This window comes from Nonomuraea sp. JJY05 (assembly GCF_043496855.1).
Lineage (GTDB): Bacteria > Actinomycetota > Actinomycetes > Streptosporangiales > Streptosporangiaceae > Nonomuraea.
In genome coordinates this window covers 307844-324398 of record NZ_JBIEIS010000006.1, presented here as the reverse complement: position 1 = coordinate 324398, position 16555 = coordinate 307844, and the positions used below count along the sequence as shown (strand labels likewise).

Sequence of the window (16555 nt, the reverse complement as noted above, 5' to 3'; positions counted from 1 at the left end):
GTCAGGTCATGTTGAACGTGTCGGGGTCGGGTCCGATCCGCTGGCCCCTGTTCATCGCGCCGATGGCGGCCATGTCCTCGGCGTCGAGGATGAAGTCGAAGACGCCGATGTTCTCGGCGATGCGCGCCGGGGTGACCGACTTGGGGATCGCGACGTGGCCGAGCTGCAGGTGCCAGCGCAGCACGATCTGCGCGGGCGTCTTGCCGCACTTGTCCGACAGCTTGGCCAGCGCCGGGTCGTTCAGCAGGCCCTGGCCCTGGCCGAGCGGGCTCCACGCCTCGGTGAGGATGCCGTTGGCCTCATGGAAGGCGCGCATCTCGCGCTGCTGGAGGTACGGGTGCAGCTCGATCTGGTTGATCGAGGGCACGATGTCGGTCTCGTTCATGAGGCGGGTGAGGTGGGCGATGCCGAAGTTGGAGGTGCCGATGGCCTTGACGCGCCCGTCACGGTAGATCTTCTCGAGCGCCTTCCACGCCTGCACGTACTTGTCCTGCTGCGGCACCGGCCAGTGGATGAGGAAGAGATCGATGTAGTCGAGGCCGAGCCGGGCCAGGGACTCGTCGAAGGCCGCCTCCGCGCGGCCGTGGTCGGCATTCCACAGCTTGGTGGTCACGAACAGCTTCCGGCGCGGCAGCTCAGCTTCGCGCACGGCCTGCCCCACGCCCTCTTCGTTGCCGTACGCGGAGGCGGTGTCCACGTGCCGGTAACCGGCTTTGAGCGCGGTGGCGACGGCCTGTGCGGCCTCGTCGGCGGGGACCTGCCAGACGCCGTAGCCGAGCTGCGGGATCTGCACGCCGTCGGTGTTGAGCATGAGCGAGTTCATACCCTCCATTGTTCACGTCGCGTTTCTGGTGGCTTAAGGCGGCGGGGCTAGCTTGAAGCGGTCGTGAACGGGCCATCACCCGGCTGGGAGGACAGGAGTGGTCGAACAGGCGTCGGCCTGGGTGGAGTCACCGCTCCAGATGCTGTGCGCCGTCGAGGCCCATTACGCGGGCGTGCTCGGCCCCGAGACGGTGGTCGTGCCGCGCGCAGGCCTGCGACCGTTGAAGGCCACGCGCCGGGAGCTGAGGTCTCTCGGGCTGCCCGACGGCCTTGAGCTGGCAGAGCCGCGTGAGCGCATGCCCAGGCGCGTGCAGGCCGTCGGCGACGCCTTCTCCGGCAGGGTGCAGCTGCGCTGGCTCACCTCGCGTCCCGGCCGCATCGTGATCGTGGACGACGGGCTGGCCACGCTCCGGCTGCTGGAACTGCTGGCCGCGGGGCCGTACCGGCCGCTGCTGCGGGCCAGGGCCCGGTCGACCCGGCTCCGCTCGGCGCTGGGCCTGGCGGCCGCGCTGCGGCTGCGCCTGAGCGACGTGTCGGTCTTCACCGCCCTGCCCGTGGACGAGGCCCTGGAGGACGGGGTACGGCGGGCCGGGATCGACGTGGTACGCCACCAGTTCGCCTGGCTGCGCGCCCAGCCGCCCAGCGCGGAGGGGCCCGCCGAGCGCACGGTCGTCCTCGGCACCTCGCTCGTCCGGAACGGGCTCGTGCACCGCGACCACTACCTGCGCTGGCTGACGGACCTGGCGGCCCAGGAGCCGCTCGCGTACTACCCGCACCGCCGAGAGGACCCCGTGGACGTGGCCCTGATCCGGGAGCGCCCCGGCATCACCGTGCACGACGTGGGCGCGCCGGCCGAGCTGACGCTGCGCGGCCTGGACCCGGGCCAGCGGGTGCTCAGCCTGCCCTCGACCGCGATCACCTCGCTGCGGGTGCTGCTCAGCCCGCGCGGTGTCGCCGTGGAGCCCGTGGACGTTCCTGACGACTGGTGGACCAGCAGGGCGGCCCCCGCCCTTCGCTCGCATCTGACAGGAGTGTCCGGTTGAAAGTGTTGGCGGTCGCCGACTCCGACTCGTATCTGAAGTGGGCGGCCTGCCTACTCGGCGACCTTCCCCCCGGCGGAACGGCGGAGCTGGTGGTGGTGCGCACGCCGATCGCGCCCTCGCCGGAGCAGATCGCCGCCGCCGTGGGCGGCCTGGAGCCGCCGCCGGTGGTGTCGGCGCGGTCCGTGCGGCGGCTGGCCGAGCGCACGCGCCCGGACGTGGTGCTCGTGGCCTGCACGGGCCCGGTGGTGGACGTGCTGGTGGCCGACGTGCTCGGCGACCTGCGGCCGCGACCGGTGTTCGTGAGCGGGCTGCCGGGCATCTCGGTGCCGGCGACGGAGAAGGCGTGGCTGTTCCGCAGCGGGTGCGACCTGTTCGTGGTGCACAGCGAGCGTGAGGTGGCCGAGTTCTCCGAGATCGCCGGCCGGCTCGGCGGGGGCGGGGCGGTGGGGCTGGCCAGGCTGCCGTTCCTGCGCTCCGGCGTGGTCGCCGGGGGCGGGAACCGGGTCGTGTTCGCCACCCAGGCCAAGGTGCCGCGGGAGCGCCCGGACCGCGAGCGGATCCTGCTGGCCCTGGCGGAGCTGGCCCGGCTGCGGCCCGAGCTGGACGTGGTGGTCAAGCTGCGGGCTCTCGAGGACGAGCGGCAGACGCACAACGAGCGTCACCACTACCAGCGGCTGTGGCGGGAGATGGGGGAACCGGGGCGGCTGGAGTTCGCGGCGGGGTCGATGCACGACCAGCTCGAGCGGTCGGCCGGGTTCGTCACGGTGAGCTCGACGGCGGCGCTGGAGGCGATCGCGCTGGGCGTGCCGTCGCTGGTGCTGGAGGACTTCGGCGTCAGCGCCGAGATGATCAACCTGGTGTTCGAGGGCAGCGGGCTGCTGGGCACGCTCGACGACCTGGCGAAGGGCGGCTTCCGGACGGCCTCTCCCGAGTGGTGCGAGGCCAACTACTTCCACCCGCCGGCCCGCAACGACTGGGCCGGGCGGCTGGCCGGGCTGGTGGCGGCCGGGTCGCGCGTACCGGCCCGATCGCTGCTTGACGGGCCGGAGCACGCGGCGGCGCGGCGGCGGGCCCGGCTGCGGGTGGAGGTGCATCCCTCGATGCTGCGGGCCGGCTACCGGGCCAAGCGCCGCATGCGCCGCTACCTCAAGGCCCTCGGCTGACCGCCGCCCCACCTGAGCCGCTGAGGGCACGCTCGCCCTCGCCCACGTTCCTGGAGCCCCCTTTCCCTTGGTAAGGGCGCGGGGGCGCGGCGCGATGGCGGGGGTGCCGTGGCGGGCGTTGGGTGGGGTGGCACCGCCGGCACCCCGCGCCGAATGGCCGCAACCCCGGATTCGGGGTTGCGGCCGTCAGGGGGAGCGGGTGTCAGATCGCCGAGCGGATCTTCCGGCGCAGCCGGGTGAGCGCCGTGGGGCGGGCGACCAGGCCGAGGGTCTCCAGGCGCTTGCGCTTGAAGTAGCGGGCGTCGAACTCGATGCTCGCCGGCCGCAGCTCCGGATACGTCTCGGCCTGCATGCAGTAGCCCACGGCCCGGACGAGCCCGCGCAGGTCCACCGCCACCGGGTGCTCGATGCCGCCGTCCGGCGACAGCCGGGGCAGCAGCGCGTCCACGATCGTGACCGGGATCCGGTTGCTGTTCTCGTACGGCGCCAGCCGGTCGAGCACCAGCTCCGTGCCGTACGAGGCCACCTGGAGCCCGAAGTAGCGCTGCGCGGTCAGCAGCCCGGTCGAGAAGCAGCTGACGACCAGCTCGGGCCGCAGCGCCGCGAAGCACACCTCGGCGGGCACGCTCTCCGAGGCCACCGACAGCCGCACGCCCAGGGGCTCGGCCGCGGCCCGCAGGAGCTGGGCGTGGCGCCGCCCGGCGGCCGGGTGCGGCTTGAAGACGATGTCGGTGTGGCCGCGGGCGGCCAGGGCCTTGAGCATCGTCTCGTGCAGCGCCGCCTCCTCCTCCGGGGTGACGATCTCCAGGGCCGACAGGTACTGGCCGAGGATCATCGCCTGCCCGGGCATCATGTCGGGAGCGGTGGCGGTGACCTCGTGCACGATCGACATGAACCGCTCGTCCGGCAGGATCGAGGGCGCGACGTCGTACTCGCTGAGCAGCAGCGGGGTCAGGCCCGGCACGAGGTCCAGGTGGAACAGGCGCCCGATGCGGCGGAAGATCTCGGCCGGCAACGGGTCGCGGGTGGGGCCGTAGCTCATCAGGCCGTCGGAGTAGACGGTGATCGGGCAGTCGCGCACCAGCCCGGCGATGGTCCGCGCCGGGGGCACGGCGATGGACTCCAGCACCAGCTCCTCGACCCCGTCCAGCCCCCAGACGGAGCGGATGAGACGCTCCGTCATCGGCACCTCGATGACGCGGGCGCGCCAGTCGGAGGGGTGCAGCGGCGCGATGAGGTCGTTCCAGGAGTGCACCGCGTCGAAGCGCGAGCGCAGGACGGCGAAGCCGGGCGACCTGTCGAGCGGCGCCGTCACCTCGGGGATGGCCGCGTTGTTCGACACGATCAGGACGCGGCGCCCGTCGCCGAAGCGGCCGTCGTCGATGGCGGCGGCCAGCGACATCGCGCCGAACAGCGTCGAGGCGTAGAAGACCTTCACGACGTCTCCTCCCGGTCGCGGCGGACCCGGACGTGCGGGCTGGGCGGCAGGTCGGGCACGAGGGCCCGCAGCGTGGTCTCGCGTTCGACGGACATGCGCGCCACCGACTCCGACACCAGCTCGGCGGGCAGGGCGCGCACCATGTGGGCGCCGCGCTCCTCGAAGCGGGAGCGCAGCGCCGGGGTGAACCGGTCGGCGATCTCCAGGTGGTGGGCGAGCAGCGCGCAGAAGTTCCGCACCGCCTTGGGCAGGAACTCCGGCTCGAGATCCTTGAACACCAGGTCGAACGCGTCGAAGAAGTGCAGCTGGCGCTCGTCGCCGACCTGGGTCAGCGACCCGGACACCAGGCGGCGGTAGAACACCCCGGCCAGCGACACCACCGCGAACGTGGCGGCCTCCCGGTGCAGGCGCCAGATCCACGGCCGGTCCTCGGCGGTGTGCAGGGAGCCGGGGAAGTGCAGCAGGTCGCGCAGGGAGCGCCGGTAGATCCCGGCCCACGCGTACGGGTAGTCGACCATGGTCCGCGTGCCGGCTGGCAGGATCGCCTCCCGTGGGTCGAGCACCACGCCCCGTCGTGCCATGGGGGCGCGGTGCACGACCCGTTTGCGGCCCTCGACCTGCACGTGGTCGGCGCGTACGAAGTCGCAGCCGAGCCCGTCGATGGCCTCGACGAGCCGTGCCAGGTAGCCGGGGGCGAGCCAGTCGTCGGCGTCCATGAACGTGACGTACCGGCCGGAGGCGGCCGACAGGCCCGTGTTGCGGGCGTCGGCCAGCCCGGCGGGGGCCGGGTTGCGCAGCATGGTCAGCCCGGGCAGGTCGCGGGTGAAGTCCTCGACGATGTCCCCGGTGGCGTCCACGGACCCGTCGTTCACGACGATGAACTCGAAGTCGTGCCGTGCGTTGCGGCAGAGCGAGGACAGCGCGTCGGCGATGTACCGCTCGCCGTTCAGCACCGGCACGACGACCGAGAGAGTGATCAAGAGTGGTTTCTCCAGAGTGCGGACGAGGTCAGACGGTCACCCGGCGCAGGCGGGCCTTGGGGGCCTCCTCGCCGGGGAAGACGCGCTTGACGCCGTCGCCCATGGCCTGCTCGATGATGCGGATGTCACGGACGAGGTGCTCGAGGCCGGCCGGCTCCAGCGAGGCGGCGTGGTCGGAGCCCCACATGGTCCGGTCGAGCGTGATGTGCCGCTCCACGGTGACCGCGCCGAGCGTGACCGCGGCCAGGGAGATCTGCAGGCCGCGCTCGTGGCCGGAGTAGCCGACGGGCACGCCGTAGCGCTCCTTGAGCGTGGTGATCGTGCGCAGGTTCGCCTCTTCCGGCGGCAGCGGGTACGTGGACGTCGCGTGCATCATGATCAGCTTGTCGGTGCCGAGGATCTCGACGGCCGCGTCGATCTCTGACAGCGTGGACATGCCGGTGGACAGGATGATCGGCTTGCCGGTGGCGGCCAGGACCCGCAGCAGCTCGTGGTCGGCGACGCTGGCCGAGGCCACCTTGTGGACCAGGACGTCCATCTCCTCCAGGAACTCCACGGAGGGCACGTCCCACGGCGAGGCGAACCAGTGCAGGCCGCGCTCGTCGCAGTATTTCGCGATCTGCCGGTACTCGTCGTAGCCGAACTCGGTCCGCTCCTTGTACTCCAGGTACGTCATCTCGCCCCACGGCGTCTGCCTGATCTGGCCCTTCTGCTCCTCGGGCACGCAGATCGCGGGGGTGCGCTTCTGGAACTTGACCGCCTGGCAGCCGGCGTCGGCCGCCACGTCGATGAGGCGGCGGGCGATGTCGAGGTCGCCGTTGTGGTTGATGCCGATCTCGCCGATCACGTACACGGGCTCGCCGTCGCCGACCAGGACGTCGCCGATGGCGACGGGGCCGAGCTTGGGGCGCTCCTTCACCTCGATCACCGGAGCCTCGGGCCGGGCGGCCACGACGCGGTCGCACAGCTCGCGCACGGCGCCGGACCCGCCGGCCCTGGTCAGCACGACCCTGGCGGCGGCGCGCACGCGCGGGTGGGCGTCGGGGGTGGCGATGGGCCAGCCGACCTCGGCCATCGGGCCCAGGTCGTTGACGTCGTTGCCGACGTAGGCGACGCGGGCGGGGTCGAGGCCCTCGATGGTCAGCCAGTCGCGCAGCACGATCCGCTTCTCGGCCAGGCCCTGCAGCACGGGGACGCCGAGCTTGCGGGCGCGGGCGGCCACCACCGGGTTGTGCTCGGTGGACATGACCAGCACCTTCACCCCGGACCGCTTCAGCAGCGAGATGCCCATCCCGTCGGAGCGGCTGACGAGCACCATCTCGCGGCCGTCGGAGTCGACGTAGGCGCGGTCGTCGGTGTGGACTCCGTCGAAGTCGGTGATGACGGCGTCCACGTCGATCGGCTCGGGCTCGTCGATGAACGGGGCGAGCGCGCGCACCAGCTCCAGGTCCTCCGGGTTGTCGATCTCGACGGCGTGCCGCGGCGGCACCGGCTGGACGGCGACCTGGCCGAAGAAGCGGTGGCCGTGCTCGCGCAGGCCGGAGGCGCGCATGACGTAGAAGGCGCCGTTCTCGCGGAACTGGGCCTCGCGGTCCTGCCGGCGGGGCCGGACGGCCGGGTCGTGGTTGATGCCGGCTCCGGCGGCGGTCCACAGGAACTCGTGCGTCGGCAGCCCCGACACCACCGAGTCGGCCTCGCCGTCCAGCACCTTGCGCACCGCCTCCGACAGGTCCTTCGGGTCGATGAACGCGCTGGTGCACTGCACCAGCACGACGACCTCGGGGTCCGCGCCGAGCGTGTCGAGCGCGTGCAGGACCGCGGACTCGCTGGAGGCGGTCGCGCCGCTCAGCTCCTCGGGCCGGTCCACGACGGTCGCCCCCGCCTCGCGGGCGGTCTCGGCGATGCCCGCGTGGTCGGTGCTGACCACGACCTGGTCCACGAGCTCGGCCCGCAGGCAGGCCCGTACCGCTCGGGTGACCAGCGGGACGCCGCCGACCAGGGCGAGGTTCTTCAGGGGTACGCCCGCCGAACCTCCGCGGGCGGGAACTACGGCCAGGACTCGCAAGATCTGTCTCCTCAGTGCATCGGACTGCACCCAGAAGCTAGAGGTCCGGATTGAACGGCCAGCGTCACCGTCATTAACTTTCCATGGGGATCCGGTAGAGGAGTTCTGGCCGGCCGACTCCGCCGTATTGCGGGATGCGGGCCGCCACTCCCAGCTCGACCAGGTATTCCAGGTAGCGGCGGGCCGTCACGCGGGACACTCCGATCGCGTCGGCGACGGCTTGGGCCGCCATGCCCTCGGGGCTGTCGCGCAGCTTGGCGGCGACCGTGTCGAGGGTGTCGCGCGCCATGCCCTTCGGCAGCTCCGAGCTGCCTCTGAGGGTGCCGAGGACCCGGTCCACGTCGCCCTGCCCGACGGCCAGGCCCGCCTCGTCCTTGAACCGGGCGTAACGCGTCAGCTTTTCGGAGAGTGTCGCGTAGGTGAACGGTTTGAGCAGGTACTGGGAGATGCCGAGGGAGACCGCCGTGCGCACCATGGCCAGGTCGCGGGCCGAGGTGACGGCGATCACGTCGCACATGAGCCCGCCCGCGCGGATCGCCCGGCACACCTCCAGCCCGTGCATGTCCGGCAGGTACAGGTCGAGCAGGACGAGGTCCACGGGCTTGCCGCGCAGGAACCGCAGGGCCTCGCCGCCGGACCTGACCACCCCGGCCACCTCGAAGCCCGGCGTCCGCTCGATGTAGATGCGGTTGGCCTCGGCCGTGATCTCCTCGTCCTCCACGACGAGCACGGAAATGGTCATCGCACCCGCTCCGGCACCGGCAGCCGCACGGTGAACACCGAGCCCTCCACGTCGATGGTGCCGCCCAGCCGCCGCACCGCCTGCCCCACGAGCGCCAGGCCCAGCCCGCGCCCGTCGCCCTTGGTGGTCCAGCCTTTCGCGAACGCCTGCGGGTCGGCGAGCCCGGGGCCGTTGTCGGCGACCCTGATGAGGACCTCGCCGCCGCCGGCGCTGAGGTGGACCTCCACCCGGGAGGCCGCGTCGATGGCGTTGTCGATCAGGTTGCCCACGATCGTGACGAGCTCGCGCGGGTCGAGGCCCAGGTCGTCGAGCTCGCTGTCCTGGCTGATCACGAGTTCGGCGCCGCGTTCGGCCGCCTCGGCGCTCTTGCCGAGCAGCAGCGCGGCGAGCACCGGCTCGCGCACCGCGCCGACCACCCGGTCGGTCAGCTCCTGCGCGGCGCGCAGCTCCGCCGTGCCGAGTGCCACGGCCTGTTCGGTACGGCCCAGCTCCACCAGCGTGATGACGGTGTGCAGCCGGTTGGCGGCCTCGTGGGCGGCCGAGCGCAGCGAGTCGGCGAAGTCGCGCTCGGCGTCGAGCTGCCCGGTCAGCGCCTGGAGCTCGGTGTGGTCGCGCACGGTCACGACGGTGCCGAGCCGGCTGGCGGCGCTGTTGACCGCGAGGACGCGGTCGCCGACCAGGTGGACGCGCTCGTCGTCGCCGGCCAGCATCGCCGAGAGGCCGAGTTCGTCCACGTGCCGCCCTTCGGCGTCGGGGGGCAGGCCGAGCAGCATTCTGGCGGCGTCGTTGCACAGGGTCAGCGTGCCGTCCTTGCCCACCAGCAGCAGGCCCTCCCGGACGGCGTGCAGGACGGCGTCGTGGTGCTCGTGGATGCGGCCGAGCTCCACCGGGCCGAGGCCGTGCGTCTGGCGGCGCAGCCGCGCGGTGACCAGCCACGTGCCGGCGGCGCCCAGCGAGAGCGCGAGCGCGACGATGAGGCCGCCCCAGGCGAACTGGTCGCGCACCCTGGCGCTGATCTTCTCGATCTTGATGCCGGCACTGACCAGCGCCCGAACCCGGCCGCCCGACATGACGGGGGTGACCACCCGCCTGGACTCGCCGAGCGTGCCGGTGTAGGTCTCGGTGAACGTCTCGCCCGCCAGCGCCCGCTCGGTGTGGCCGAGGTAGTGCTTGCCGATCTCGGCGGGGTTCGGGTGGGTGTAGCGGGTGCCGTCCGGTTTCATGATGGTGATGAAGTCGACGCCCGTCTGGTGGCGTACCTGCTCGGCGTACGGCTGCAGCCGCGCGGACGGGTCGGGGCCGTCGAGGGCCTCCAGCACGCTGGGCGAGGCCGCCACGCTCACCGCGACGGCCCTGGCCTTGCTGCTCGCCTCGTCGGTGAGCAGCTCATGCGCCTGCACGAGCGCGAGCACCGCCAGGCCCGCCACCGTGACGGCGACCACGAGCAGCTGCAGGACCAGCATCTGGCCCGCCAGGCTCCAGCGCCGCATCTGACATCACCCCTGTGAACGAAACTTACTCAATGGTGACCTATGTCACTGTGAGGGGCATACTCGGGCGTCTAGAAGGTCATTCCATCCTCGCTGGAGAGCCTCCCATGCGTGATCGCACTCGCTACCTCTACCTGGCCGTCATCGGGGCGGTCCTACTCGGCATCCTGGTCGGATTCGTCTGGCCGGACGTGGGCAAGGAGCTCAAACCGCTCGGCACCGGCTTCGTGGCGCTCATCCAGATGGTGATCGGGCCGATCATTTTCTGCACGATCGTGCTGGGTATCGGCTCGGTGCGCCAGGCGGCCAAGGTCGGCAAGGTCGGCGGCCTCGCGCTCGGCTACTTCATCGTCATGTCCACGGTAGCCCTGCTCATCGGCCTGCTGGTCGGCAACGTCATCGATCCGGGCTCGGGGCTGCACCTCAGCGACGCGGCCAAGCAGGCCGCGGAGGCGCAGGCGGCCAAGGGCGGCGAGTCCACCACGGTCGACTTCCTGCTCGGCATCATCCCGAAGACGCTGGTGTCCTCGCTCACCAGCGGCTCGGTGCTGCAGGCGCTGCTCGTGGCGCTGCTGGCCGGGTTCGCGATCCAGGCCATGGGCGCCAAGGGCGAGCCGATCCTGCGCACCATCGAGCACTTCCAGCGGCTGACGTTCCGCATCCTCGCCATGATCATGTGGGCCGCGCCCGTCGGCGCGTTCGGCGCGATCGCCGCGGTCGTGGGGGAGACCGGGCTGGAGGCGCTCAAGAGCCTGGCGATCATCATGATCGCCTTCTACATCACCTGCCTGCTGTTCGTCGGCGTCGTGCTCGGCTCGATCCTGTGGCTGGTCGCCCGGATCAACCTGTGGTCGCTGCTGAAGTACCTGGGCCGCGAGTTCCTACTCATCCTGTCCACCTCCTCCTCGGAGACGGCGCTGCCCCGGCTCATCGCCAAGATGGAGCACCTGGGCGTGAGCAAGACCGTCGCGGGCATCACGGTGCCGACCGGCTACTCCTTCAACCTCGACGGCACCGCGATCTACCTGACCATGGCCACGCTGTTCATCGCCGAGGCCACCGGGGCGCCGCTGCAGTTCGGCGAGCAGATCGCGCTGCTGCTGTTCATGATGATCGCCTCCAAGGGCGCCGCGGGCGTGACCGGGGCCGGTCTGGCCACGCTGGCCGGCGGGCTGCAGGCGCACCGGCCCGCGCTCGTCGACGGCGTCGGCCTCATCGTGGGCATCGACCGCTTCATGTCCGAGGCCAGGGCGCTGACGAACTTCGCCGGCAACTCCGTCGCCACCGTGCTCGTCGCCGTCTGGACCGGTGACTTCGACCGGGAGCGCGCCAACCAGGTGCTCGCCGGGAACGCGCCGTTCGACGAGGCAACGCTGCTGGACGAGGAGGAGGGCGACGACCGCCCCGGACCCGACGAGTCGGGCGACCGGGAGCTGTCGAAGGTCTAGAGCTTGCGGGCGATGCCCGCGTAGCCCATCCGCGACATGTCCGCGTCGAGGAAGATCGGGATGTCGCGATCGATGTACGGCCACCCGAGCTCCGGCCCGATGCCGTTGGCGAGGTAGCCGGGCGGGATGAACTCGAAATCACCGAAGAAGGCCGCGATCTCCTTGCCGGGTCGCGGCCTGAACGGCATGTTGGCCCGCTGGTAGAACTCGACCACCCGGTCCGTCAGCTCCGAGTGGGCGTCGCTGCCCACGTGGGAGATGGCCAGATAGCTGCCCGGCGCCATCGCCTCGCGGTAGGCGGCCACGAAGGTGCTCGGGTCGTCCTCGTCGGGGACCAGATGCAGGATGAACATCATCAACACGGCCACCGGCCGCTCGAAGTCAAGGAGCGCGCGCACTTCGGGGTTGGCCAGGATCTCCTCCGGCCGGCGCACGTCGCCCAGCACCATGGCCACCCGTTCCGGATCGGCCAGCAGGGCCCTGCCGTGCGCGGCCACCACCGGGTCGTTGTCCACGTAGACCACGCGGGCGTCGGGGGTGTGGCGGAGCGCGACCTCGTGCACGTTCTCCTGCGCCGGCAGCCCGGATCCGAGGTCGAGGAACTGCGTGATGCCCTGTTCGCACAGGTAACGCACGAACCGGCCGATGAGCGCCCGGTTCTCCCTGGTGCCGTCGCGGGTCTCGGGGACCGCCCTCAGGACCAGTTCGGCAAGATCCCTGTCGGCTTGGAAATTGTCCTTGCCACCCAGGAAGTAGTCGTACATGCGCGCCGCGTTAGGGATATGCGGGTCGACGCCCTGCGGCGCTTGTTCCGTCATGACACCATGATCTATGACTTGAGCACCGGAAATCTACGAAAAGTGGTCAAACGGCCGGAAGTCTCAACACAAATCGCGCGCCGCCCACGCGGTCCTCGACGGTGATCTGCCCCCCGTGGGCCACCGCGACGTCGCGCGCGATGGCCAGGCCCAGACCCGTTCCGCCGGCGTCGCGGCTGCGGGCGGCGTCCAGGCGGGTGAAGCGCTGGAAGATGCGCTCGCGGTCCTCCTCGGCGATCTCCACGCCGTCGTTCTCGACCGCCAGCAGCGCCGTGTGCTCGCCCTCCCTGCGGACCTCGACCAGGACCGTGTGCTCGGCGTGGCGCTGGGCGTTGTCCAGCAGGTTCGTCAGCACCCTGGCCAGCTGGAGCCGTACGCCCTCGACCGCCACCCCCTCGGCCAGGTCCACGTGGACGGGCACCTTGTCGCAGCGCACGGACAGCTCCTGGCGTACCAGCTCGGCGAGGTCCACCCGCTCCTTGACCACGTCCACCCGGGAGCCGATCCTGGCCAGCAGCAGCAGGTCGGTGATGATGGCCTCCAGGCGGTCGGTGTCGCGCAGCGCGCTGTCCACCAGCGCCTCGACGTCGGTGTCGTCGGGATAGAGCTGGGCGCTCTCCAGCTGGGCGCGCAGGCCCGCGATGGGGGTGCGCAGCTCGTGCGAGGCGTCGGAGGCGAACTGGCGCTGCTGCTGGGCCGAGCGCTCCAGCCGGGCCAGCGTCCCGTTGACGGATTTGGCCAGCTGGGCCACCTCGTCCGCGCCCGGCGGCTGCGTGACGCGCCGGCTGAGGTCGCCCGCGTGGACGGCGTCCAGTTCGGCCCGCATGGTCGCCACCGGCCGCAGCGCGCGCCCCGTGACCAGCCACGTGGCCCACGACGCCAGCCCGATCAGGATCCCGACCTCGATGAACACCACCACCTCCAGGCCGCGGTTGGCCAGCAGGTCGGGCGTGCTGCGACCGGCGTAGACCACGGGGGAGTCGGCGAACAGGCTCACCCGGACGGCCGTGACGTGGATGCACTCGGTCGGCAGGCAGTTCATCACGCTGACCACCCGGTTCTCGGGCGTGGGGCGGATGTCAGTGAGCGGCGGCAGGTTCCTGGCCGCGTCGCTGCTGGCCAGGATCTGGCCGTTGGGGCCGACGACCTGGATCAGGTCCACCGGCGGGTTGGGCACCGGGATGGCGGCGCCCATGGGCAGCGCGCCGCCGCGCATCTCGTACGCGATCCGCTCGGCCGTGTCCCTGGTGTCGCGGAACACGCTGGCCGTCATCAGCGACCTGGCGGTGATCACCCCGGCGACGGCCACGGGGATGAGCACGAGGGCGGCTACAGCCGTCGCGATGAGGGTGACGCGTCCGCGAAGGGATCTGGCCCACCAGGGTGGCACCCTGTGAGGTTACCGAGCGTGATTACCGACATTTGCCGCGTTAAGGGAAAGATTCCCCCAACCCGGGGTCGGACCCGGTCAGCGCTGGATCCAGACCGCGGTGTCCGGCGGGAGGGTCCCGTCCTCGGCCAGCGGGCCGCTGGACAGCAGCACCTCGCCGCCCAGGTCGAGCCGCACCGGCTCCTCGCCCGTGTTGAGCACCACGACCAGCCCCGGGTCGCGCTCGATGGCCAGCACGTCCTTGGGGGAGTCGAGCCACGTCACGGTGCCGCCGCCGAGCGCCGGGTGCTCCTTGCGGAGCTTCAGCGCGGCGCGGTAGAGGTTCAGGGTGGAGGCGGGGTCGTGCTCCTGGGCCTCGGCCGACAGCGGCCCCCATGAGGCGGGGATCGGCAGCCAGGGGTCGCGCCAGCCGAAGTCGCCGGAGGCCGTCCACGGGATCGGCACCCGGCAGCCGTCGCGGCTCTCGCCGGTGCGCCGGAAGGCCGGGTCCTGGCGCAGCTCGTCCGGCAGGTCGAGCACCTCGGGCAGGCCCAGCTCCTCGCCGTTGTAGAGGTAGGCCGAGCCGGGCAGGGCCAGCATGAGCAGCGTGGCCGCCCGGGCGCGGGCCAGCCCGCCGTGGCGGGTGACGTGGCGGGGCTTGTCGTGGTTCGACAGCACCCACGTGGTGGGCGCGCCGACCAGCTCCGACTCTTTCAGCGCCTTCTCGATGACGGTACGGAACGACTTGGCGTGGAAGTCGGCCATCATGAACTCGAACGAGAACGCCTGGTGCAGCTCGTCGGGCCCGACGTAGCGGGCCAGCCGCTCGGGGGAGGACACCCACGCCTCGGCCACCGCCATCCGGCCGCCGGGGTAGGAGTCGAGGATCGGCCGCCACTCGCGGTAGATCTCGTGCACGCCGTCCTGGTCGAAGTACGGCAGCTGCTCGTCGCCGAGCATCTCGGCCTGGCGGCCCTCCTTCGGCCCCACATCGGGCAGCCCGGCGGCCTTGATCATGCCGTGCGCCACGTCGATCCTGAAGCCGTCCACGCCCCGGTCGAGCCAGAAGCGCAGGATGTCGCGGAACTCGGCGCGCACGTCCGGGTTCTCCCAGTTGAGGTCCGGCTGCTCGGGGGCGAACAGGTGCAGGTACCACTGCCCGTCCGCCACCTGCGTCCAGGCGGAGCCGCCGAAGATGGACTCCCAGTCGTTGGGCTCGTCGCGGAAGATGTAGCGCTCGCGCAGCCCGGCCTGGAACCACGGGTGCCGGTCGGAGGAGTGGTTCGGCACCAGGTCCACGATAACCCTGATGTCCTTGTCGTGGGCGTCGGCGACGAGGGCGTCGAAGTCGGCGAGCTTGCCGAACATGGGGTCCACGTCCCGGTAGTCGGCCACGTCGTAGCCGCCGTCGGCCATGGGGGAGGTGTAGAAGGGGCTCAGCCAGATGGCGTCCACGCCCAGATCGGCCAGATAGCCGAGGCGGTCGCGCACGCCGGCGAGGTCGCCCATGCCGTCGCCGTCGGAGTCGGCGAAGCTGCGCGGGTAGACCTGGTACACGACGGCGTCACGCCACCAGTCGTCGTTGCCCAGCATGGCTGTCCTTCCCTGGATGCCCGAGATGTCCACTGATGTTGTGGTGAAGGATGTCGCGATCGTTCGGCGAGGGTCAAGCGCAACTTGCGGAAAGTTGCATACGTCACCCTGACCCGCCCGTACTTCACCTGGCCTCCCTCGACGGGACCCCGTCCCCCGGGCTTCAGTGAGGATCACGTAACGCTCTTTCGCAAGTTCTTCCAATTCTTGCAAAGAGCCGCTAACGTCCCGGAAACGTTGGAGCTTTCTTCCGGCGGCGCTCGCGTGGCGTCGCCGTTCCTGCGTGACCTCAGGAGGTCCCATGCGCATGCGGGCTCTGGGTGTGGCCGCTCTTGCGACCCTCGCGTTCGCCGCCACGGCGTGCGGCGAATCCCAGCCGGCTTCCCAGTCGGCTTCTCCGGCGGCACCCGGTGCGTCCGCCTCTGCCCCGGCGGCCAAGAGCGGCGGCACGCTCGTGATCTGGGCCGACCCCAGCCGCGTCAAGCCGCTCAAGCCGTTCGCCGACCAGTTCGGCACCGAGAACGGCGTGACCGTCGAGGTGAAGGAGATCAGCAAGGACAACCAGACGACCTTCCTCACCGCCTCCCAGCAGGGCAGCGGTCCCGACATCATGATCGGCGCGCACGACTGGATCGGCAACCTCGTGCAGAACGGCGCCATCGACCCCGTCACGCTGACCGACGAGCAGAAGGCCGCCTTCTCGGCCAAGGCGATGCAGGCCGTGACGTTCAACGGTCAGGTCTACGGCGCCCCGTACGCGGTGGAGAACATCGCCCTGATCCGCAACACCAAGCTCGCCCCCGACGCGCCCGCCTCGATCGAGGACATGATCGCCAAGGGCAAGGAGCTCAAGGCGGCCGGCAAGGTCAAGGAGGTGCTCTGCATCCCCGTCGGCCAGAAGGGCGACGCCTTCCACGTCTACCCGATCTTCGCCTCCGCGGGCGGCGCGCTGTTCGGCGCCACCTCCACCGGCGACCCCGACCCCAAGCAGGTGCTGGTCGGCTCGCCCGACTCGGTCAAGGCGTTCGGCAAGCTCAAGGACCTGGGCGAGAAGGGCGACGGCGCGCTGCGCACGTCGATCACCAACGAGAACTACATCGTGAACTTCGCCGGCGGCAAGTGCGCCTACCTGATCTCCGGCCCGTGGGCGATGAGCGAGGTCAAGAAGGGCGGCATCACCTACGACATCACGGCCGTCCCGCCGTTCAAGGGCGGCAAGCCCGCCACCCCGTTCGTCGGCGTGCAGACGTTCTTCGTGGCCTCCAAGGGCAAGAACAAGGCCCTGGCCCAGGAGTTCGTCGCCAACTACGTGACCAACAAGGACGTCGCGAAGGCGCTGTACGAGGCCGACCCGCGGCCCCCGGCGCTGACCGCCGCCCTCCAGGAGGTCCAGGCGAGCGACCCGGACGCGGCCAAGTTCATGGAGGCGGGCAAGGACGGCCTGCCGATGCCGGCCATCCCCGAGATGGCGGCCATCTGGGAGCCGTTCGGCATCGCCGAGACCGCCGTCGTCAAGGGCGGCGACGCGGCCAAGGCCGCCGCGGCGGCGCAGAAGGCCATCGACGGCTCGCTCAAGCACTGATC

Annotated in this window: 13 protein-coding genes; 4 read left to right on the top strand and 9 right to left on the bottom strand. The window is 71.1% G+C overall.

Features of this window, described 5'->3' with window-relative positions:
• Position 1: 1 nt before the first annotated feature.
• Positions 2 to 823 (bottom strand): aldo/keto reductase, encoded by an 822-nt coding sequence (locus ACFKCF_RS11090; RefSeq protein ID WP_394492894.1) that lies wholly within the window; start codon positions 821 to 823, stop codon positions 2 to 4.
• A 97-nt stretch (positions 824 to 920) separates the two neighbouring features.
• Between ACFKCF_RS11090 and ACFKCF_RS11085 the strand changes: the two genes are divergently transcribed.
• Both ACFKCF_RS11085 and ACFKCF_RS11080 read left to right on the top strand, forming a co-directional pair.
• Complete coding sequence (locus ACFKCF_RS11085) at positions 921 to 1865, top strand: hypothetical protein (RefSeq protein ID WP_394492893.1); 945 nt, start codon at positions 921 to 923, stop codon at positions 1863 to 1865.
• A 2-nt stretch (positions 1866 to 1867) separates the two neighbouring features.
• Positions 1868 to 3028 carry a DUF6716 putative glycosyltransferase gene (locus tag ACFKCF_RS11080; RefSeq protein WP_394492978.1) on the top strand — a complete coding sequence of 387 codons (1161 nt, stop codon included), beginning with the start codon at positions 1868 to 1870 and terminating at the stop codon, positions 3026 to 3028.
• 202 nt (positions 3029 to 3230) lie between these two features.
• Here the strand turns inward: ACFKCF_RS11080 and ACFKCF_RS11075 are convergent, their stop codons facing one another.
• From ACFKCF_RS11075 to ACFKCF_RS11055, 5 genes are all read right to left on the bottom strand, one after another.
• Positions 3231 to 4466, bottom strand: coding sequence for a polysialyltransferase family glycosyltransferase (locus ACFKCF_RS11075; RefSeq protein ID WP_394492892.1), 1236 nt, complete (start codon positions 4464 to 4466; stop codon positions 3231 to 3233).
• Complete coding sequence (locus tag ACFKCF_RS11070) at positions 4463 to 5446, bottom strand: glycosyltransferase family 2 protein (RefSeq protein ID WP_394492891.1); 984 nt, start codon at positions 5444 to 5446, stop codon at positions 4463 to 4465. The genes ACFKCF_RS11075 and ACFKCF_RS11070 overlap by 4 nt, the downstream gene beginning before the upstream one ends.
• Positions 5447 to 5474: 28 nt before the next feature.
• Positions 5475 to 7511, bottom strand: a complete 2037-nt coding sequence (locus tag ACFKCF_RS11065; RefSeq protein WP_394492890.1) for an N-acetylneuraminate synthase family protein — start codon at positions 7509 to 7511, stop codon at positions 5475 to 5477.
• A gap of 73 nt (positions 7512 to 7584) precedes the next feature.
• Positions 7585 to 8253: a response regulator gene (locus ACFKCF_RS11060; protein WP_394492889.1), complete on the bottom strand. Its 669-nt coding sequence runs from the start codon at positions 8251 to 8253 to the stop codon at positions 7585 to 7587.
• On the bottom strand, positions 8250 to 9743 hold the full coding sequence (locus ACFKCF_RS11055; RefSeq protein WP_394492888.1) for an ATP-binding protein: 1494 nt from the start codon (positions 9741 to 9743) through the stop codon (positions 8250 to 8252). The genes ACFKCF_RS11060 and ACFKCF_RS11055 overlap by 4 nt, the downstream gene beginning before the upstream one ends.
• A gap of 107 nt (positions 9744 to 9850) precedes the next feature.
• Between ACFKCF_RS11055 and ACFKCF_RS11050 the strand changes: the two genes are divergently transcribed.
• The gene (locus ACFKCF_RS11050; protein WP_394492887.1) at positions 9851 to 11191 is read left to right on the top strand and encodes a cation:dicarboxylate symporter family transporter; all 1341 of its coding nucleotides are present in this window, start codon (positions 9851 to 9853) and stop codon (positions 11189 to 11191) included.
• Here the strand turns inward: ACFKCF_RS11050 and ACFKCF_RS11045 are convergent.
• The 3 genes from ACFKCF_RS11045 to ACFKCF_RS11035 all read right to left on the bottom strand — a co-directional run bounded on the left by ACFKCF_RS11045 (position 11188) and on the right by ACFKCF_RS11035 (position 14971).
• Positions 11188 to 12009: an SAM-dependent methyltransferase gene (locus ACFKCF_RS11045; protein WP_394492886.1), complete on the bottom strand. Its 822-nt coding sequence runs from the start codon at positions 12007 to 12009 to the stop codon at positions 11188 to 11190. The two genes, ACFKCF_RS11050 and ACFKCF_RS11045, sit on opposite strands and share 4 nt — an antisense overlap.
• A gap of 46 nt (positions 12010 to 12055) precedes the next feature.
• Positions 12056 to 13399 carry a sensor histidine kinase gene (locus tag ACFKCF_RS11040; protein WP_394492885.1) on the bottom strand — a complete coding sequence of 448 codons (1344 nt, stop codon included), beginning with the start codon at positions 13397 to 13399 and terminating at the stop codon, positions 12056 to 12058.
• Between the two features lie 78 nt (positions 13400 to 13477).
• Positions 13478 to 14971 carry a glycoside hydrolase family 13 protein gene (locus ACFKCF_RS11035; RefSeq protein WP_394492884.1) on the bottom strand — a complete coding sequence of 498 codons (1494 nt, stop codon included), beginning with the start codon at positions 14969 to 14971 and terminating at the stop codon, positions 13478 to 13480.
• A gap of 301 nt (positions 14972 to 15272) precedes the next feature.
• Here ACFKCF_RS11035 and ACFKCF_RS11030 point away from each other — a divergent pair, with 301 nt between their 5' ends.
• Entirely contained in the window at positions 15273 to 16553 is a 1281-nt protein-coding gene (locus ACFKCF_RS11030) for an extracellular solute-binding protein (protein WP_394492883.1), read from the top strand.
• Positions 16554 to 16555 lie beyond the last annotated feature (2 nt).